The organism is Pseudomonas fluorescens (assembly GCF_003732425.1).
GTDB classification, from domain to species: domain Bacteria; phylum Pseudomonadota; class Gammaproteobacteria; order Pseudomonadales; family Pseudomonadaceae; genus Aquipseudomonas; species Aquipseudomonas fluorescens_BE.
On record NZ_MOBX01000014.1, the window covers coordinates 943,090 to 961,063 of the forward strand.

Sequence of the window (17,974 nt, forward strand, 5' to 3'; positions counted from 1 at the left end):
GCCATAAATTTGACTGTGCACGGTTTTTTGACTTAACTAGTGGCTGTTTTCAGATTTCAGGCGTCTACAGGCACATGGTGTCCTGCAAGCGTCTCGCTTGCCCCTAATTCCGGGCATTGAGTTGACTAGGGAAGTTGCTATTGCATGTGGCGTGAAACCAAAATTCTGCTGATCGATGACGATAGCGTCCGCCGCCGCGACCTGGCGGTGATTCTAAATTTTCTCGGCGAAGAAAATTTACCCTGCGGCAGCCATGACTGGCAGCAGGCAGTCGGCTCTTTGTCGTCTAGTCGTGAGGTTATTTGCGTACTGATCGGGACCGTTAATGCTCCTGGCGCGCTTTTGGGCTTGCTAAAGACACTCTCTACCTGGGATGAGTTCCTTCCGGTTTTGTTAATGGGTGATAATTCTTCCGTTGACCTGCCTGAAGACCAGCGTCGCCGAGTGCTTTCGACCCTCGAAATGCCGCCCAGCTACAGCAAATTGCTCGACTCCCTGCACCGTGCCCAGGTCTATCGCGAGATGTATGACCAGGCCCGCGAGCGCGGCCGTCATCGCGAACCCAATCTATTCCGTAGTCTTGTTGGCACCAGCCGTGCGATTCAGCACGTGCGTCAGATGATGCAGCAGGTTGCCGACACCGACGCCAGCGTGCTGATCCTCGGTGAGTCCGGCACTGGCAAGGAAGTGGTTGCGCGCAACCTGCACTACCATTCCAAGCGCCGCGACGCGCCATTCGTGCCAGTCAACTGCGGGGCGATCCCGGCAGAACTGCTCGAAAGCGAACTGTTCGGCCATGAGAAGGGCGCCTTCACCGGTGCGATCACCAGCCGTGCCGGCCGTTTCGAACTGGCCAACGGCGGTACGCTGTTCCTCGACGAAATTGGCGACATGCCGCTGCCGATGCAGGTCAAGCTGTTGCGCGTCCTGCAGGAACGCACTTTCGAACGCGTGGGCAGCAACAAGACCCAGAGCGTCGACGTGCGCATCATCGCCGCAACGCACAAGAATCTCGAAAGCATGATCGAGATCGGCACCTTCCGCGAAGACCTCTACTATCGCCTGAACGTGTTCCCGATCGAGATGGCGCCGCTGCGTGAGCGCGTCGAAGACATTCCGCTGCTGATGAACGAACTGATCTCGCGCATGGAGCATGAGAAGCGCGGTTCGATCCGCTTCAACTCGGCGGCCATCATGTCGCTGTGCCGTCACGGCTGGCCGGGCAACGTCCGCGAGCTGGCCAACCTGGTCGAGCGCATGGCGATCATGCATCCGTACGGGGTGATCGGCGTGGTCGAGCTGCCGAAGAAATTCCGCTACGTCGACGACGAAGACGAGCAAATGGTCGACAGCCTGCGCAGCGATCTCGAAGAGCGCGTGGCGATCAATGGCCATACGCCGGACTTCACCGCCAACGCCATGCTGCCGCCGGAAGGCCTGGACCTGAAAGACTACCTCGGTGGTCTGGAACAGGGCCTGATTCAGCAGGCGCTGGACGATGCCAATGGCATTGTGGCGCGCGCGGCTGAACGTCTGCGTATCCGTCGTACCACCCTGGTCGAGAAGATGCGCAAGTACGGCATGAGCCGCCGCGATGGAGATGAACAGGCGGAGGATTGACGCCTGTTTTTCAACTGCTTCATTTATAAGCAGTTTTTTTTAGGCACGGGTATTGCTACAGCCCTCGTAACGTTCCGTTTAACTGACGGTCAGCCAAGCGAGAAAGCACAATGCCCCACGCCCAGATGTCTTCTGCCTCCAGTCCCGAGGGGCAGCCGTCCTCCGTAGAGCAGGCAAGCCGACAGGGCCTGGAGCAGGCATTCGAGCTGTTCAGCCAGATGTCCAGCCAACTGACGGACTCCTACAGCATGCTTGAAGCGCGGGTGACCGAGCTCAAGGGCGAGCTGGCGGTGGTCAGTGCTCAGCGCATGCAGGAGCTGGCGGAAAAAGAACGCTTGGCCAACCGCCTGCAAAACCTCCTTGATCTGTTGCCCGGTGGCGTCATCGTTATCGACGGTCACGGCATGGTTCGTGAAGCCAATCCAGCCGCCATTGAGCTGCTCGGTTTGCCGCTTGAGGGCGAGTTGTGGCGCCATGTGATTGCGCGCTGCTTTGCCCCGCGTGAAGACGACGGTCATGAAATTTCCCTGAAAAATGGTCGACGCCTGTCGATTGCCACCCGCTCGCTGGACGCCGAGCCGGGGCAATTGGTCCTGCTCAACGACCTGACAGAAACCCGTCATCTGCAAGATCAACTGGCACGCCACGAGCGCTTGTCCTCGCTGGGCCGTATGGTCGCCTCGCTGGCCCATCAGATCCGCACGCCGCTGTCCGCCGCTTTGCTCTACGCCAGTCATTTGACTGAGCAGGAGTTGCCGGTCGCCACCCAGCAGCGCTTCGCCGGGCGCCTGAAAGAGCGCCTGCACGAGCTCGAGCACCAAGTGCGCGACATGCTGGTGTTCGCTCGCGGTGAGTTGCCACTGACCGATCGCCTCACCCCGAATACCTTGATGCAGGCACTGCAAGCAGCGGCGCTGACGCATGTGCAGGATCTGCCTATCCGCTGGCAGTGCGACAGTCATGCCGGCGAGCTGCTGTGCAATCGCGACACGCTGGTCGGAGCGCTGTTGAACCTGATCGAAAACGCCATTCAGGCCAGTGCCGGCGACGTCCGCCTGAAAGTGCATTGCTACACCCGCGACAACAACCTGCGCCTGAGTATTAGTGACAATGGCAGCGGCATCGAGCCCGCGGTTCTGGCGCGGCTCGGCGAGCCATTTTTTACCACCAAAGTCACCGGCACCGGTCTGGGCCTGACCGTGGTCAAGGCTGTGGCCCGGGCACATCAGGGAGAATTGCGGCTGCGTTCGCGAGTCGGGCGCGGCACATGCGCGCAGGTGATCCTGCCGCTGTTTTCCGCTGTACAGGGAGCTGAGTGAAAGACATGGGCATCAAGGTTTTGCTGGTCGAGGATGACCGCTCGTTGCGCGAGGCGCTGGCCGATACGTTGTTGCTGGCCGGGCACGATTACCATGCGGTCGGTTGCGCTGAAGATGCGTTGACGGCGGTGGCGCGCGAGGCGTTCAGTCTGGTGGTCAGTGACGTCAACATGCCGGGCATGGACGGCCATCAATTGCTTTCCCTGCTGCGTGCCCGTCAACCGCAATTGCCAGTGCTGTTGATGACGGCGCACGGCGCGGTGGAGCGTGCCGTCGATGCAATGCGTCAGGGCGCGGCCGACTATCTGGTCAAGCCGTTTGAACCCAAGGCGTTGCTCGATCTGGTGGCGCGGCATGCGCTGGGCAGCATTGGCACAAGCGACGGCGAAGGTCCGGTGGCGGTCGAGCCGGCCAGTGCGCAGTTATTGGAGTTGGCCGCGCGGGTGGCGCGCAGCGATTCCACAGTGCTGATCTCCGGCGAATCCGGCACCGGTAAAGAAGTACTGGCGCGCTACATCCATCAGCAATCCCATCGCGCCAGCCAACCGTTCATTGCGATCAACTGCGCGGCGATCCCCGATAACATGCTCGAAGCCACGTTGTTCGGCCACGAGAAGGGTTCGTTCACCGGCGCCATTGCCGCGCAGGCTGGCAAGTTCGAACAAGCCGACGGCGGCACGCTGTTGCTCGACGAAATCTCCGAAATGCCCCTCGGCCTGCAAGCCAAACTGCTGCGCGTGTTGCAGGAGCGCGAGGTCGAGCGCGTCGGTGCGCGTAAACCGATTGCTTTGGATATTCGCGTGGTCGCTACCACCAACCGCGATCTGGCGGGTGAAGTGGCGGCGGGGCGGTTCCGAGAAGACCTTTTTTACCGTCTGTCGGTTTTCCCCCTGGCCTGGCGTCCACTTCGCGAGCGCACTGCCGATATCCTGCCGCTGGCCGAAAGGTTGCTGGCCAAACACGTCAATAAAATGAAGCACGCGGCGGCGAAACTCTCGCCAGAGGCGCAAGCGTGCCTGACCGCTTACCCGTGGCCGGGCAATGTGCGTGAGCTGGATAACGCCATTCAGCGTGCGTTGATCTTGCAGCAAGGCGGTTTGATTCAGCCGCAGGATTTCTGTCTGGCGGGGCCCGTGACGTACACCGCGCTGCCCGTCACCGCGCCGGTGTCAGCAGTGCTTCGCGAGGTGGAAATCGAAGCGGATTCGGCCGGCGCCCTGGGCGATGACCTGCGCCGCCGGGAGTTTCAGATGATCATCGATACCCTGCGCTCGGAGCGTGGGCGACGCAAGGAAGCCGCAGAAAAGCTCGGTATCAGCCCACGCACCCTGCGCTACAAACTGGCGCAAATGCGCGATGCCGGGATGGACGTTGAAGGTTATCTGTTCGCCACCTGAGTTGTGGCGCAAAAAGTTGCAAACGCTTTTCTGAAAGGGGTGCCCATGAGCTGGCACCCTTGTTGCTAATACCTGTGTACCCGCCGAGTGAGTGTCAAAAAATTGCGGGCCGCCCAAGAGAGTAGACCATGAGCCAAGGTATTGAATTTAATCGGTTGATGACAGACATGAAGGCCATGAAGCTGGATGCCATGTCTGCACCGAAATCGACGACCGCTGTCCCTGAACTGGCGGGCAGCAGCTTTTCCGACATGCTCGGTCAGGCGATCAACAAGGTCAGCGATACCCAGCAGGCGTCGACTCAGTTGGCCAACGCATTTGAAGTGGGCAAGAGCGGCGTCGATCTGACGGACGTGATGATCGCTTCGCAAAAAGCCAGCGTGTCGTTCCAGGCTCTGACCCAGGTGCGCAACAAGCTGGTTCAGGCTTACCAAGACATCATGCAGATGCCGGTTTAAGGACGAGATTGAGTCATGGCAGAAGCAGTCGCCGATAACGTTCCGGCCAAGGCCACCCCGATAGACGGTAAACCGCCGCTGTTCGGCTTGTCCTTCCTGGAAAACCTCTCCGAGATGACCATGCTGCGTCAGGTGGGCCTGTTGGTCGGCCTGGCTGCGAGCGTGGCGATTGGCTTTGCCGTGGTGCTGTGGTCGCAGCAGCCGGATTACCGTCCGTTGTACGGCAGCCTTGCCGGCATGGACGCCAAACAGGTTATGGACACCCTGGCCTCTGCCGACATTCCTTACACCGTCGAATCGAACTCTGGCGCCTTGCTGGTCAAGGCCGACGACCTGTCCCGTGCGCGGATGAAACTCGCTGCTGCTGGTGTCACTCCCAGCGACGGCAACATCGGTTTCGAAATCCTCGACAAGGAACAGGGTCTGGGCACCAGCCAGTTCATGGAAGCGACACGTTACCGTCGCGGCCTCGAAGGTGAACTGGCGCGGACCATCTCCAGCCTGAACAACGTCAAGGGGGCCCGCGTGCACCTGGCGATTCCGAAGAGTTCGGTGTTCGTCCGTGACGAGCGTAAGCCAAGCGCTTCGGTTCTGGTTGAGCTGTACAGCGGCCGTTCGCTGGAGCCGGGTCAGGTGGTCGCGATCATCAACCTGGTGGCGACCTCCGTACCTGAGTTGAGCAAGTCGCAGATCACCGTCGTCGACCAGAAGGGCAACCTGCTCTCTGATCAGGCGGAAAACTCCGAAATGACCATGGCCGGCAAGCAGTTCGATTACAGCCGCCGCATGGAAAGCATGCTGACCCAGCGTGTACACAATATTTTGCAGCCGGTATTGGGCAACGATCGCTACAAGGCTGAAGTCTCGGCCGACATCGATTTCAATGCCGTCGAATCGACTGCCGAGCAGTTCAACCCGGATCAACCGGCGTTGCGCAGCGAGCAGTCGGTCAACGAACAACGCACCGCCAGCAATGGCCCGCAAGGTGTGCCGGGTGCTCTGAGCAACCAGCCCCCGTCGCCAGCCTCGGCGCCGCAAACCACCGGTGGCGCCGCAGCGCCGGCCGGCATGATTCAGCCAGGTCAGCCATTGGTTGATGCCAACGGTCAGCAGATCATGGACCCGGCCACCGGCCAGCCAATGCTCGCGCCGTACCCGGCCGACAAGCGTCAACAATCGACCAAGAACTTCGAACTCGACCGTTCCATCAGCCACACCAAACAGCAGCAGGGTCGCCTGAATCGTCTGTCGGTGTCGGTGGTGGTCGACGATCAGGTCAAGGTCAACGCGGCCAACGGCGAAATCACCCGTGCGCCGTGGAGTGCCGACGAATTGGCGCGCTTCACCCGTCTGGTCCAGGACGCGGTCGGTTTCGATGCAAGTCGTGGCGACAGCGTCAGCGTGATCAACATGCCGTTCTCCGCCGAGCGCGGCGAAGTGATTGCCGATATTCCGTTCTACTCCCAGCCATGGTTCTGGGACATCGTCAAACAAGTGCTGGGTGTGTTGTTCATCCTGGTGCTGGTGTTTGGTGTGCTGCGTCCGGTGCTCAACAACATCACCGGCGGCGGCAAAGGCAAGGAGCTGGCCGGTCTTGGCAGCGACGTGGAACTCGGTGGCATGGGCGGCCTGGACGGCGAACTTGCCAACGACCGCGTAAGCCTCGGTGGTCCGCAGAGCATTCTGTTGCCGAGCCCGAGCGAGGGTTATGACGCGCAGCTGAATGCAATCAAGAGCCTTGTGGCTGAAGACCCGGGTCGCGTGGCTCAGGTCGTGAAAGAGTGGATTAACGCAGATGAGTGATAACCGAGCCGCTACCGTCAAACTGACCAAGGTCGACAAAGCCGCGATTCTGCTGCTGTCCCTGGGTTCGACCGATGCAGCCCAGGTGCTGCGTCACATGGGCCCGAAAGAGGTTCAGCGCGTCGGCGTGGCCATGGCGCAGATGGGCAACGTCCATCGCGAACAGGTCGAGCAGGTCATGAGCGAGTTCGTCGACATCGTCGGCGACCAGACCAGCCTCGGCGTCGGTTCCGACGACTACGTGCGCAAAATGCTCACCCAGGCCCTGGGTGAAGACAAGGCCAACGGCCTGATCGACCGCATCCTGCTCGGTGGCAACACCAGTGGCCTCGACAGCCTGAAATGGATGGAGCCGCGCGCCGTTGCCGACGTGATCCGTTACGAGCACCCGCAGATTCAGGCGATCGTGGTGGCGTACCTCGACCCGGATCAGGCCGGTGAAGTGCTTGGCAACTTCGACCACAAGGTGCGTCTGGACATCATCCTGCGCGTCTCGTCGTTGAACACCGTGCAGCCAGCGGCACTGAAAGAGCTCAACCAGATTCTCGAGAAGCAGTTCTCCGGCAACTCGAATGCCTCGCGCACCACCCTGGGTGGCATCAAGCGCGCGGCGGACATCATGAACTTCCTCGACAGTTCGATCGAAGGCCAGCTCATGGACTCGATTCGCGAAGTCGACGAAGACCTGTCCGGTCAGATCGAAGACCTCATGTTCGTGTTCAACAACCTCGCCGATGTCGACGACCGTGGCATTCAGGCGTTGCTGCGCGAAGTGTCTTCCGATGTGCTGGTACTGGCCCTCAAGGGTTCGGACGAAGGCGTCAAAGAGAAGATCTTCAAGAACATGTCCAAACGTGCCGCCGAACTGTTGCGCGACGACCTCGAGGCCAAAGGCCCGGTGCGCGTCAGCGACGTCGAAACCGCACAGAAAGAAATCCTCACCATCGCCCGCCGTATGGCCGAAGCCGGAGAAATCGTGCTCGGTGGCAAGGGCGGCGAGGAAATGATCTAAGCCCATGGACAAGCACGACGACGATGTGACGGATCTGATCCGTGCCCGCGATGTCCGCGGTTTCGAATCCTGGGCCATGCCCAGCTTCGACCCGCCAAAGCCGGAACCCGAGCCGGAGCCGGAGCCCGAACCGCCGGAAATGGAAGAGGTGCCGCTGGAAGAAGTCCAGCCACTGACCCTGGAAGAGCTCGAAAGCATCCGTCAGGAGGCTTACAACGAAGGCTTCGGCATCGGCGAAAAGGAAGGTTTCCACAGCGCCACGCTCAAGGTCCGTCAGGAAGCTGAAGTGGCGTTGGCGGCGAAGCTGGCCAGCCTTGAGCAACTGATGGCGAACCTGTTCGAGCCGATCGCCGAGCAAGACACCCAGATCGAAAAGTCGCTGGTCGACCTCGTGCAGCACATCACCAAACAGGTGATCAAGCGCGAACTGGCCATCGATTCGAGCCAGATCGAACACGTCATGCGCGATGCCCTCAAGCTGTTGCCGCTGGGCGTCGACAACGTGCGCCTGTACGTCAATCCGCAGGACTTCGAACAGGCCAAAGCCCTGCGCGAGCGTCACGAAGAATCCTGGCGCATCGTCGAGGACGAAGCGCTGATGCCCGGTGGCTGCCGTGTAGAAACCGAGCACAGCCGCATCGACGCCAGCATCGAAACCCGCGTTGCTCAGGTCATGGCCAAACTGTTCGATCAGTTGCACGAGCAGGCTCTGCACCCGGCCGAGGCGGATCTGAGTCTGGACATTCCGGAAGACGTAAAACCGGCGGCCGCACCTGAAGAGCCGCTCGCGGACGACCCCGATGCGCCTTGAACGCACCAGTTTCGCCAAGCGCCTGAGCACGTACGCTGAGGCCACCGAGATTGCCGGCGCGCCGATTCTTGAAGGTCGCCTGCTGCGCATGGTCGGCCTCACCCTCGAAGCCGAAGGCCTGCGCGCCGCCATGGGCACGCGCTGCCTGGTGATCAACGACGACAGCTATCACCCGTCCCAGGTCGAAGCGGAAGTCATGGGTTTTTCCGGCGGCAAAGTGTTCCTGATGCCGGTCGGCAGCGTCGCCGGTATCGCCCCGGGCGCCCGCGTGGTGCCGTTGGCCGAAACCGGCCGCTTGCCGATGGGCATGAGCATGCTCGGGCGCGTCCTCGACGGCGCCGGTCGTGCGCTGGACGGCAAGGGTGGCATGAAGGCTGAAGACTGGGTGCCGATGGACGGCCCTACGATCAACCCGCTCAACCGTGACCCGATCAGCGTACCGCTGGACGTCGGTATTCGTTGCATCAACGGTTTGCTGACGGTTGGTCGCGGTCAGCGTCTGGGTTTGTTTGCCGGTACCGGGGTCGGTAAGTCGGTGTTGTTGGGCATGATGACCCGCTTCACCGAGGCCGACATTATCGTCGTTGGCCTGATCGGTGAGCGGGGTCGAGAAGTTAAAGAATTCATCGAGCACATCCTCGGTGAAGAAGGCCTCAAGCGTTCCGTAGTTGTCGCATCCCCTGCGGACGATGCACCGCTGATGCGTCTGCGCGCCGCCATGTATTGCACGCGAATCGCCGAGTATTTCCGCGACAAGGGCAAGAATGTCCTGTTGCTGATGGATTCGCTGACCCGTTTCGCCCAGGCCCAGCGGGAAATCGCTTTGGCCATCGGCGAGCCGCCGGCGACCAAGGGTTATCCGCCCTCGGTGTTCGCCAAGTTGCCGAAACTGGTTGAGCGTGCCGGTAACGCGGAGAAGGGCGGTGGTTCGATTACCGCGTTCTACACCGTGCTGTCTGAAGGCGATGACCAGCAGGATCCGATTGCCGACTCGGCCCGAGGCGTACTCGACGGCCACATCGTGCTGTCCCGGCGTCTGGCCGAGGAAGGGCACTATCCGGCCATCGACATCGAAGCCTCGATCAGCCGGGTAATGCCGGCCGTGGTCTCGCCCGAACACATGCAGCGCGCGCAATACTTCAAGCAGTTGTGGTCGCGCTATCAGCAGAGCCGCGATCTGATCAGTGTCGGCGCCTACGTTGCCGGCGGCGACCGCGAGACCGATCTGGCGATCTCCTTGCAACCGCAGTTGGTCCGCTACCAGCGTCAGGGTCTCAACGACAAAATCAACATGGGTGAAAGCCAGGCCTATCTCGAGACCTTGTTCGCCCCTGCGGCGGGCGGGTAACCGGCCATGGCCGTCAGCCGCGCTGCGCGCCTGGCACCGGTGGTGGACATGGCCGAACAGGCCGAGAAGACCGCCGTGCAACGGCTGGGCTATTTTCAGGGTCAGGTCAAAGTCGCGGAAAGCAAACTGGCTGACCTCAATGCCTTTCGTCTGGATTACTCACAGCAATGGATCGTGCGCGGCAGCACTGGCGTGACCGGGCAATGGCTGCTGGGTTTTCAAGGCTTTCTGGCACAACTCGACACCGCCGTCGACCAGCAGCGCCAGAGCCTGGTCTGGCACCAGAACAAGCTCGACAAGGCCCGTGAGGAATGGCAGCAGGCGTTCGCCAAGGTCGAAGGGTTACGCAAGCTGGTGCAGCGTTATCGCGAAGAGGCGCAACGCCTCGAAGACAAACGCGAGCAGAAGCTGCTTGATGAACTGTCGCAGCGTTTACCGCGGCAGAATCCGTTCTAAATCGCACCGCGAAACCCTGTGGGAGCGAGCCTGCTCGCGAATGCATTCGGTCAGCTAACTCAATTGTTGACTGGCACGACGCCTTCGCGAGCAGGCTCGCTCCCACAGTTGATCCTGTGTTGCACCTTGCCCCTCAGTCTACCAAGTGCTAAACCTTGTACAGGTTCGTCAATGACAAGGAAGCCAGTCAATGTCAGTCGTTACAGAAGTCTCTCCAGATGGTCACAAACTGACGATTTCGGTCAGGGGGCGGTTCGATTTCGGTCGCCATCAGGAATTTCGCGAGTCCTATGAGCGTCTTGCCCAGAAGCCTGACTCCATTGTGGTCGATCTGAAAGAGGCCACCTATCTCGACAGCTCCGCACTGGGCATGCTGCTCCTGCTGCGTGATCACGCTGGCGGCGATAACTCGGACGTGCGAGTCGTCAACAGCAGCTCCGATGTGCGCAAGATCCTCGCCATCTCCAATTTCGACAAACTCTTCGACATCAGTTGACGGCCGTGCAGGCGCAAGAGCCGCTGACCATCCTGATCGCCGAAGACAGCGCCGCCGATCGCCTGTTGCTGTCGACCATCGTCCGGCGCCAGGGTCATGAGGTCCTGACGGCGGCCAATGGTGCCGAAGCGGTCGAGCTGTTTCGCCGGCAGCCACCTGATCTGGTGCTGATGGACGCGATGATGCCGGTCATGGACGGCTTTGAAGCGGCGCGGCAGATCAAGGTGCTGGCGGGAGAGACGCTGGTGCCGATCATCTTCCTCACGTCGCTGACTGAAAGCGAAGCGCTGGCCCGTTGCCTGGAGGCTGGCGGTGACGACTTTCTGGCGAAGCCCTACAACCAGGTGATCCTTGCCGCCAAAATCAAGGCGATGGATCGTTTGCGCCGCTTGCAGGCGACGGTTCTGCAACAGCGCGACCTGATCGCCAGGCACCATGATTACCTGCTCAACGAACAGCGTGTGGCCAAAGCCGTTTTCGACAAAGTGGCGCATTCCGGCTGCCTGAGTGCGCCGAACATCCGCTACCTGCAATCGCCCTATGCCTTGTTCAACGGTGACCTGCTGCTGGCGGCCTACACGCCAGCGGGTGACATGCATGTGCTGTTGGGCGATTTCACTGGCCATGGCCTGCCGGCAGCGGTCGGGGCGATGCCTTTGGCCGAGGTGTTCTACGGCATGACCGCCAAGGGCTATGGCCTCGCCGAAACCCTGCGCGAGATGAATGCCAAACTTAAACGCATCTTGCCGGTGGACATGTTCTGTTGTGCCACGTTGCTGTGCCTGAGTTTTCAGCGGCGTTCGGTCGAGGTGTGGAACGGCGGCATGCCTGACGGTTATCTGCACCGGATTGCCACGGGTGAGCGCGTGCCGTTGGCCGCACGGCACTTGCCGTTGGGGGTGTTGAGCGCGCAGGCGTTCGATGACCGTACGGAAGTCCATCCAATGGCCGTCGGTGATCGGGTGTTCGTGTTGTCCGACGGCGTGATCGATACCAGCGATGCCAGTGATCAACTGTTCGGCGTCGAGCGTTTGCAGCAGGTGTTCGCCGCCAATCGCGAACCGGATCGCTTGTTCGAAGATATCGAGCAGGCGCTGCGGGATTTTCGCGGCGAGGCGCGCGACGATGTCAGCATGGTCGAGGTCAGCCTGCTGGAACCGGCGCAGGTCAAGCCGTCGGCGCCGGTGTATTCCGACAGCGGCCAGTCATGCCCGCTCGACTGGTCAGTGAGCTTCGAATTTCGCGGTGCCACGCTCAAGCGCTTCAATCCCCTGCCTTACCTGTTGCAGTTGCTGCTTGAGGTGCATGGGCTGCGGGGACAGAGTGGCGCTTTGTACAGCGTGCTGGCCGAGTTGTATTCCAATGCGCTGGAGCACGGCGTGCTGGGGCTGGACTCCAGTCTCAAGCGCGATGCGGCGGGTTTCGCTCGCTACTATCAGCAGCGCAACGATCGGCTGGAGGCGCTACAGGATGGGTTTGTCCGTGTGCATCTACAAGTGCAGCCACAAGGCGAGGGCGGCCGGCTGGTGATTCGCGTCGAGGACAGTGGCAAGGGTTTTGATGTGGCGCGGATCATGGAGCGACCGCTGGACGGTGTCCGTTTGTCGGGGCGCGGCGTCAGTCTGGTCCGGCAATTGGGGCATAACGCCAGTTGGTCGGACGAAGGTCGTAGCGCCCGCGTGGAGTTTTCCTGGGAGGTTGAGGCATAATCCGGGCAATTCTTGATCAAGGAGTGAACAAGTGACTGACACACATATTGATCGCGAGGCGCTGAGCGTACTGCGCGAAGTCATGGAGGAGGGTTATCCGGAGCTTCTGGATACCTTTCTGGCGGATTCCAAAAGTCGCTTGGACGAGTTGCAAAAGACCTCGGATGCCAAGGCATTGTCGGAAGTTGCCCACAGCTTCAAGGGCAGTGCCAGCAACATGGGGGCTGTCCGGTTGGCGGAACTCTGCCAGGAGCTGGAATCGGAAGCCAAAAATAAAAGCCCCTCGGACATTGCCAGGCTGGTTGCAGATATCACTGTCGAGTTCGACGATGTCCGCCCGGTTTACGAAGATGAGCGGCAGCACGCACTGACTCACTGACCCCTCCGTCCGGCGCTTTTCACAGGCGTCGGACAAAACTGGCCCGGCACTTGCAGTTATCTTCGCAACTGTACCTACGATCCCAGTGCAGCGGAGACCGTTTCATGCCTGCGACCCCCAACATCCTTCTTCAGAATGCCGCTCAGGCCAAGGCGCAAGCCGCCTCGGCCAAAACGTCGGCTATGGCCGTAGACACTGGGGATAAAGCCTCTAGCTTCGCTAAGGTGTTCGCCGATCAGGGGTCGAACAAGCCCGTCGTCAGCGCTGACAATTCGCCCAAGTCGTCGCGTGACAAGGTCGCTGACAACAGCGGCAAAAAAGACATTGGCAAAGATCCGTCTGCCGCTGCACAGCCGGCGGTTGCCGATAGCGGCAACGACTTGCCTGCGGATAAAGCCGCGGCGACCGATGACGCCAGCGCCAGCAGCGACGACAACACTGACACCGCCCAAAATCCAGTCGTCGACGCGGCGCCGGTTGATCCGACGCTCGATCCGGCATTGGCAACCGCTGTGCAGCCGGTAGTCACAGCGCCAGTTGTGCAGACTCCGGCGGTCGTCGCGACTGCCCAGCCGGAAAGCGAAACCCCTGCGCTTGCCGCGCTGCCGGGTACGGTCAAAGATCCGGCACCGGCCACCGACAGCGATTTCGACCCTTCGGCCGATCCGCTCGATTCGATGCCGGCCGTGCGCATGGCGATGGAGCAGGGCGGGCACATTTCCGCTGCCAGTCAGGCGCAACCGAAAGCGTCGCCGGCTCAGGCGCAGGCCGACGGTGAATTGACTGCGGCGCAAAACTTCGCCGCAGGCATGGCCAGCATGCTCGACGTGCAAGCCGACAAGGACAGCACCAGCCAGGGTGGCGAGAAAGCGTTCAGCGGCTTGATCGACGACGGCCTCAAAGATCTCAAGAGCGCGACCAGCGATACCCGCGTCGATGACTTCGCCAACCGTCTGGCGGCGCTGACGCAAGCGGCCACGCCGAAGACTGCGAACGCGGTACCGGTGAATCAGCCAATCGCCATGCATCAGAGCGGCTGGACCGAAGAAGTGGTCAACCGCGTCATGTATCTGTCGAGCGCCAATTTGAAGGCGGCGGACATTCAGTTGCAGCCGGCGGAACTGGGACGTCTGGACATTCGCGTCAACATGGTTCCGGATCAACAGACGCAAGTGACCTTCATGAGTGCGCATCCAAGTGTGCGTGAAGCGCTGGACGGGCAGATGCATCGCCTGCGCGAAATGTTCAACCAGCAGGGCATGGGCCAGGTCGACGTCAATGTCTCTGACCAGAGCCGTGGCTGGCAGGGGCAGCAAGGTCAGGAACAGGCGCAGCAGGGCCAGAGCGGTCGCACCAGCGCGGCCGGTGGTCGCCTCGATTCGGCGGATGAAGAATTGGCGCCGGCCGCCATTGCTGAAGCCGCCGCTCAAACCACCAGCGTGATTGGCAGCAGCGCGGTCGACTATTACGCCTGAACAAACGCTGATCCACCCACTGTGGGAGCGAGCCTGCTCGCGAAAGCGAAATAACAGTCAACATCAATGTTGAATGTTAAACCGTATTCGCGAGCAGGCTCGCTCCCACATTGCTTTTGTGGTGCCCTCCAGATCAATCCTCCGACACTTCTGGCATAACACTTGCTCTTGCCTTGCCGTGCGACTGTGAAAACCCGATTAGTGACGGATTATTGGCATGGCGAAGAGCGAAACAGCAGCAGTGAAAGACCCCGCAACCAAAGGCAAACTCAAGCTGATCATTGTGATCGTGCTGGCGTTGCTGCTGGCCATTGGCGTGTCCGTGGGGGCGACCTGGTTCTTCATGCACAGCGCTCAGAGCAAACCTGCCGAGGCCGCTGATGCAGCGCCTGTGGGCAAGCAACCAGCGATTTTCGAGCCGATGGCGCCGGCCTTTGTCGCCAACTACAACCAGAACGGCCGTCAGCGCTACATGCAGGTGAGCATCACCATGCTGGCGCGTAATCAGGCCGATCTGGAAGCGCTCAAAGTGCACATGCCGGTGATCCGCAACAACCTGGTGATGCTCTTTTCCGGTCAGGATTTCGCCACGCTGGCGACCCCGGTCGGCCAGGAGATGTTGCGCCAGAAGGCCACAGCGAGCGTCCAGGAAGTGGCGCAGAAAGAGCTGGGCAAAGTGGTGATCGAACAGTTGCTTTTCACTAATTTCGTACTGCAGTAGGAACACGACATGGCCGTGCAGGATCTGCTGTCCCAGGATGAAATCGACGCGCTGTTGCATGGCGTCGACGATGGTCTGGTACAGACCGATAACGCTGCCGAACCCGGCAGTGTCAAAAGCTACGACCTGACCAGTCAGGATCGCATCGTCCGTGGACGCATGCCGACTCTGGAAATGATCAACGAGCGTTTTGCCCGTTACACCCGCATCAGCATGTTCAACATGCTGCGCCGCTCGGCGGACGTTGCCGTCGGTGGTGTGCAGGTGATGAAGTTCGGCGAATACGTGCACTCGCTGTACGTCCCGACCAGCCTCAACCTGGTCAAGATCAAACCGTTGCGCGGCACCGCGCTGTTCATCCTCGACGCCAAACTGGTGTTCAAACTGGTGGACAACTTCTTTGGCGGCGATGGCCGTCACGCCAAGATCGAAGGGCGTGAATTCACCCCGACCGAACTGCGTGTGGTGCGCATGGTGCTGGAACAGGCCTTCGTCGATCTGAAAGAAGCCTGGCAGGCAATCATGGAAGTCAATTTCGAGTACATCAACTCGGAAGTGAACCCGGCCATGGCCAACATCGTCGGCCCGAGCGAAGCGATTGTCGTGTCGACATTCCACATCGAACTCGATGGCGGTGGCGGCGATCTGCACGTGACCATGCCGTACTCGATGATTGAGCCGGTGCGCGAAATGCTCGACGCCGGTTTCCAGTCCGACCTCGACGATCAGGACGAGCGCTGGGTCAACGCGCTGCGTCAGGATGTGCTCGATGTCGACGTGCCGATCGGTGCCACCGTGGCGCGCCGCCAGTTGAAACTGCGCGACATCCTGCACATGCAGCCGGGTGACGTGATCCCGGTCGAAATGCCGGAAGACATGATCATGCGCGCCAACGGCGTGCCGGCCTTCAAGGTCAAGATGGGCTCGCACAAAGGCAACCTCGCGTTGCAAGTGATCGAGCCGATCGAGCGTCGCTGAAGCGGCGCTCTCACCCCCACACATTTAGCTGAATTGTTGCCCGCCGAGGACAAATGATGAACGACGATATGAACGCCCAGGACGACCAGGCACTGGCTGACGAATGGGCTGCGGCTCTGGAAGAGACCGGTGATGGTAGCCAGGCTGACATCGATGCGCTGCTGGCCGCCGATGCCGGGGCGGCAAGCTCCAACCGTCTGCCGATGGAAGAATTCGGCAGCGTGCCGAAGAACAACGATCCAGTGACGCTGGACGGCCCGAACCTCGACGTGATCCTCGACATCCCGGTGTCGATCTCGATGGAAGTGGGCAGCACCGACATCAACATCCGCAACCTGCTGCAACTCAACCAGGGTTCGGTGATCGAGCTCGATCGTCTGGCCGGCGAGCCGCTGGACGTGTTGGTCAACGGCACGCTGATCGCGCACGGTGAAGTGGTGGTGGTCAACGAGAAGTTCGGCATCCGCCTGACCGACGTGATCAGCCCAAGCGAACGCATCAAGAAGCTGCGCTGAGTGAAACGGTTTCTCTGGGCTTTGCTGGCATTGCCATTGAGCGTGCTGGCCGCCGAGCCGTCGACGGCGACCACCGTGCCAGCCGCCACCGCGCCGATGGTCAATAGCGGCGTGGCCGGGCAACTGACGCAATTGGTGTTTGGCCTGTTGCTGGTGCTGGGGCTGATCTTCTTCCTCGCCTGGCTGCTGCGCCGGGTGCAGCAGGCAGGTCCGGCCGGCAAGGGCCAGGTGATTGAGCTGATCGGTTCGCGCGCGCTCGGCCCGCGTGACCGTTTGCTGCTGGTGCAGGTCGGCAATGAGCAGATTCTGCTCGGCCTCAGCCCCGGCACCATCACCGCGCTGCACGTGCTCAAAGAGCCGGTCGAGGTGCCGAATACCAGCGAGAAAGCGACCCCGGAATTTGCCCAGCATCTGCTGAAGATTCTCGGCAAGGATCAGAAGGATACGAAGTAATGGGTGCGTTACGCATCGTCTTGACGCTGGCCCTGCTGCTGGCCGCGCCGCTGGCGTTCGCCGCCGATCCGTTGTCGATCCCGGCGATCACGCTGGGCACCAACGCCGATGGCGCGCAGGAGTATTCGGTCAGTCTGCAGATCCTGCTGATCATGACCGCCCTGAGCTTCATCCCGGCGGCCGTGATTCTGATGACCAGTTTCACCCGGATCATCATCGTTTTCTCGATCCTGCGTCAGGCCCTCGGCCTCCAACAGACGCCGTCGAACCAGATCCTCACCGGCATGGCGCTGTTCCTCACCATGTTCATCATGGCGCCGGTGTTCGACCGGGTGAACAACGATGCGCTGCAACCGTATCTGGCGGAAAAACTCACCGCCCAGCAAGCGGTGGAAAAGGCCCAGGTGCCAATCAAGGACTTCATGCTTGCGCAGACCCGCACCAGCGATCTGGAGCTGTTCATGCGCCTGTCCAAGCGCACTGACATCGCCACGCCGGATCAGGCGCCGCTGACCATTCTGGTGCCGGCGTTCGTCACCTCCGAGCTTAAAACCGCGTTCCAGATCGGCTTCATGATCTTCATTCCGTTCCTGATCATCGACCTGGTCGTGGCCAGTGTGCTGATGGCGATGGGTATGATGATGCTCTCGCCGCTGATCATCTCGCTGCCGTTCAAAATCATGCTGTTCGTGCTGGTCGATGGCTGGGCGCTGATCATCGGCACCCTGGCCAGCAGTTTCGGAGGTGTCTCGCCATGACGCCGGAAGTCGCGGTCGATATCTTTCGTGAAGCGCTGTGGCTGACCACGTTAATGGTCGCGATTCTGGTGGTGCCGAGCCTGTTGGTCGGCCTGCTGGTGGCGATGTTCCAGGCCGCGACCCAGATCAACGAACAGACCCTGAGCTTCCTGCCGCGTCTGCTGGTGATGCTGGTGACCTTGATTGTGGGCGGTCCGTGGATCGTGCAAACCTTCATGGAATACATCATCCAGTTGTACAAAAACATCCCGATGGTCATCGGCTAA

19 protein-coding genes are annotated in these 17,974 nt (G+C 60.7%); all 19 read left to right on the forward strand.

What is annotated here, in order from left to right; translation table 11 throughout:
• Positions 1 to 144 precede the first annotated feature (144 nt).
• The 19 genes from BK670_RS21530 (at position 145) to fliQ (ending at position 17,974) form a co-directional block, all read left to right on the forward strand.
• On the forward strand, positions 145 to 1,620 hold the full coding sequence (locus BK670_RS21530; protein WP_007920053.1) for a sigma-54 dependent transcriptional regulator: 1,476 nt from the start codon (positions 145 to 147) through the stop codon (positions 1,618 to 1,620).
• A 125-nt stretch (positions 1,621 to 1,745) separates the two neighbouring features.
• Positions 1,746 to 2,939, forward strand: a complete 1,194-nt coding sequence (locus BK670_RS21535) for a sensor histidine kinase (protein ID WP_185036813.1) — start codon at positions 1,746 to 1,748, stop codon at positions 2,937 to 2,939.
• A 5-nt stretch (positions 2,940 to 2,944) separates the two neighbouring features.
• A complete protein-coding gene (locus BK670_RS21540; protein WP_123452714.1) occupies positions 2,945 to 4,336 on the forward strand; it encodes a sigma-54-dependent transcriptional regulator in 1,392 nt (463 codons plus the stop codon).
• Between the two features lie 128 nt (positions 4,337 to 4,464).
• Positions 4,465 to 4,794, forward strand: coding sequence for a flagellar hook-basal body complex protein FliE (fliE, locus tag BK670_RS21545; RefSeq protein WP_123452716.1), 330 nt, complete (start codon positions 4,465 to 4,467; stop codon positions 4,792 to 4,794).
• A gap of 15 nt (positions 4,795 to 4,809) precedes the next feature.
• Positions 4,810 to 6,597 carry a flagellar basal-body MS-ring/collar protein FliF gene (gene fliF / locus BK670_RS21550; protein WP_123452718.1) on the forward strand — a complete coding sequence of 596 codons (1,788 nt, stop codon included), beginning with the start codon at positions 4,810 to 4,812 and terminating at the stop codon, positions 6,595 to 6,597.
• The gene (gene fliG, locus BK670_RS21555; RefSeq protein ID WP_016771079.1) at positions 6,590 to 7,609 is read left to right on the forward strand and encodes a flagellar motor switch protein FliG; all 1,020 of its coding nucleotides are present in this window, start codon (positions 6,590 to 6,592) and stop codon (positions 7,607 to 7,609) included. Before fliF ends, fliG begins: the two co-directional genes overlap by 8 nt.
• A gap of 4 nt (positions 7,610 to 7,613) precedes the next feature.
• A complete protein-coding gene (fliH, locus tag BK670_RS21560) occupies positions 7,614 to 8,420 on the forward strand; it encodes a flagellar assembly protein FliH (protein ID WP_123452720.1) in 807 nt (268 codons plus the stop codon).
• Positions 8,410 to 9,768, forward strand: a complete 1,359-nt coding sequence (gene fliI, locus BK670_RS21565) for a flagellar protein export ATPase FliI (RefSeq protein WP_116254413.1) — start codon at positions 8,410 to 8,412, stop codon at positions 9,766 to 9,768. Before fliH ends, fliI begins: the two co-directional genes overlap by 11 nt.
• A 6-nt stretch (positions 9,769 to 9,774) precedes the next feature.
• Positions 9,775 to 10,224, forward strand: a complete 450-nt coding sequence (gene fliJ, locus BK670_RS21570) for a flagellar export protein FliJ (protein ID WP_123452722.1) — start codon at positions 9,775 to 9,777, stop codon at positions 10,222 to 10,224.
• 190 nt (positions 10,225 to 10,414) lie between these two features.
• Positions 10,415 to 10,720, forward strand: a complete 306-nt coding sequence (locus tag BK670_RS21575) for an STAS domain-containing protein (RefSeq protein ID WP_123452724.1) — start codon at positions 10,415 to 10,417, stop codon at positions 10,718 to 10,720.
• A gap of 5 nt (positions 10,721 to 10,725) precedes the next feature.
• Positions 10,726 to 12,429, forward strand: a complete 1,704-nt coding sequence (locus BK670_RS21580; protein ID WP_123452853.1) for an ATP-binding SpoIIE family protein phosphatase — start codon at positions 10,726 to 10,728, stop codon at positions 12,427 to 12,429.
• Between the two features lie 31 nt (positions 12,430 to 12,460).
• The gene (locus tag BK670_RS21585) at positions 12,461 to 12,808 is read left to right on the forward strand and encodes an Hpt domain-containing protein (RefSeq protein ID WP_123452726.1); all 348 of its coding nucleotides are present in this window, start codon (positions 12,461 to 12,463) and stop codon (positions 12,806 to 12,808) included.
• 104 nt (positions 12,809 to 12,912) lie between these two features.
• Complete coding sequence (locus tag BK670_RS21590) at positions 12,913 to 14,283, forward strand: flagellar hook-length control protein FliK (protein ID WP_123452728.1); 1,371 nt, start codon at positions 12,913 to 12,915, stop codon at positions 14,281 to 14,283.
• A gap of 217 nt (positions 14,284 to 14,500) precedes the next feature.
• A complete protein-coding gene (gene fliL, locus BK670_RS21595; protein WP_123452730.1) occupies positions 14,501 to 15,004 on the forward strand; it encodes a flagellar basal body-associated protein FliL in 504 nt (167 codons plus the stop codon).
• 9 nt (positions 15,005 to 15,013) lie between these two features.
• Positions 15,014 to 15,982 carry a flagellar motor switch protein FliM gene (fliM, locus tag BK670_RS21600; protein ID WP_003222890.1) on the forward strand — a complete coding sequence of 323 codons (969 nt, stop codon included), beginning with the start codon at positions 15,014 to 15,016 and terminating at the stop codon, positions 15,980 to 15,982.
• A 56-nt stretch (positions 15,983 to 16,038) separates the two neighbouring features.
• Positions 16,039 to 16,497 carry a flagellar motor switch protein FliN gene (gene fliN, locus BK670_RS21605; RefSeq protein ID WP_123452732.1) on the forward strand — a complete coding sequence of 153 codons (459 nt, stop codon included), beginning with the start codon at positions 16,039 to 16,041 and terminating at the stop codon, positions 16,495 to 16,497.
• Complete coding sequence (fliO, locus tag BK670_RS21610; RefSeq protein ID WP_123452734.1) at positions 16,498 to 16,950, forward strand: flagellar biosynthetic protein FliO; 453 nt, start codon at positions 16,498 to 16,500, stop codon at positions 16,948 to 16,950.
• Positions 16,950 to 17,708 (forward strand): flagellar type III secretion system pore protein FliP, encoded by a 759-nt coding sequence (gene fliP, locus BK670_RS21615; protein WP_064121002.1) that lies wholly within the window; start codon positions 16,950 to 16,952, stop codon positions 17,706 to 17,708. The genes fliO and fliP overlap by 1 nt, the downstream gene beginning before the upstream one ends.
• On the forward strand, positions 17,705 to 17,974 hold the full coding sequence (gene fliQ / locus BK670_RS21620; protein WP_041072975.1) for a flagellar biosynthesis protein FliQ: 270 nt from the start codon (positions 17,705 to 17,707) through the stop codon (positions 17,972 to 17,974). The genes fliP and fliQ overlap by 4 nt, the downstream gene beginning before the upstream one ends.

Bases quoted from the DNA above. Each gene is read 5' to 3' on its own strand.
- BK670_RS21530 (WP_007920053.1), top strand. From the start codon at position 145: ATGTGGCGTGAAACCAAAATTCTGCTGATCGATGACGATAGCGTCCGC.
- BK670_RS21535 (WP_185036813.1), top strand. From the start codon at position 1,746: ATGTCTTCTGCCTCCAGTCCCGAGGGGCAGCCGTCCTCCGTAGAGCAG.
- BK670_RS21540 (WP_123452714.1), top strand. From the start codon at position 2,945: ATGGGCATCAAGGTTTTGCTGGTCGAGGATGACCGCTCGTTGCGCGAG.
- fliE (WP_123452716.1), top strand. From the start codon at position 4,465: ATGAGCCAAGGTATTGAATTTAATCGGTTGATGACAGACATGAAGGCC.
- fliF (WP_123452718.1), top strand. From the start codon at position 4,810: ATGGCAGAAGCAGTCGCCGATAACGTTCCGGCCAAGGCCACCCCGATA.
- fliG (WP_016771079.1), top strand. From the start codon at position 6,590: ATGAGTGATAACCGAGCCGCTACCGTCAAACTGACCAAGGTCGACAAA.
- fliH (WP_123452720.1), top strand. From the start codon at position 7,614: ATGGACAAGCACGACGACGATGTGACGGATCTGATCCGTGCCCGCGAT.
- fliI (WP_116254413.1), top strand. From the start codon at position 8,410: ATGCGCCTTGAACGCACCAGTTTCGCCAAGCGCCTGAGCACGTACGCT.
- fliJ (WP_123452722.1), top strand. From the start codon at position 9,775: ATGGCCGTCAGCCGCGCTGCGCGCCTGGCACCGGTGGTGGACATGGCC.
- BK670_RS21575 (WP_123452724.1), top strand. From the start codon at position 10,415: ATGTCAGTCGTTACAGAAGTCTCTCCAGATGGTCACAAACTGACGATT.
- BK670_RS21590 (WP_123452728.1), top strand. From the start codon at position 12,913: ATGCCTGCGACCCCCAACATCCTTCTTCAGAATGCCGCTCAGGCCAAG.
- fliL (WP_123452730.1), top strand. From the start codon at position 14,501: ATGGCGAAGAGCGAAACAGCAGCAGTGAAAGACCCCGCAACCAAAGGC.
- fliM (WP_003222890.1), top strand. From the start codon at position 15,014: ATGGCCGTGCAGGATCTGCTGTCCCAGGATGAAATCGACGCGCTGTTG.
- fliN (WP_123452732.1), top strand. From the start codon at position 16,039: ATGAACGACGATATGAACGCCCAGGACGACCAGGCACTGGCTGACGAA.
- fliP (WP_064121002.1), top strand. From the start codon at position 16,950: ATGGGTGCGTTACGCATCGTCTTGACGCTGGCCCTGCTGCTGGCCGCG.
- fliQ (WP_041072975.1), top strand. From the start codon at position 17,705: ATGACGCCGGAAGTCGCGGTCGATATCTTTCGTGAAGCGCTGTGGCTG.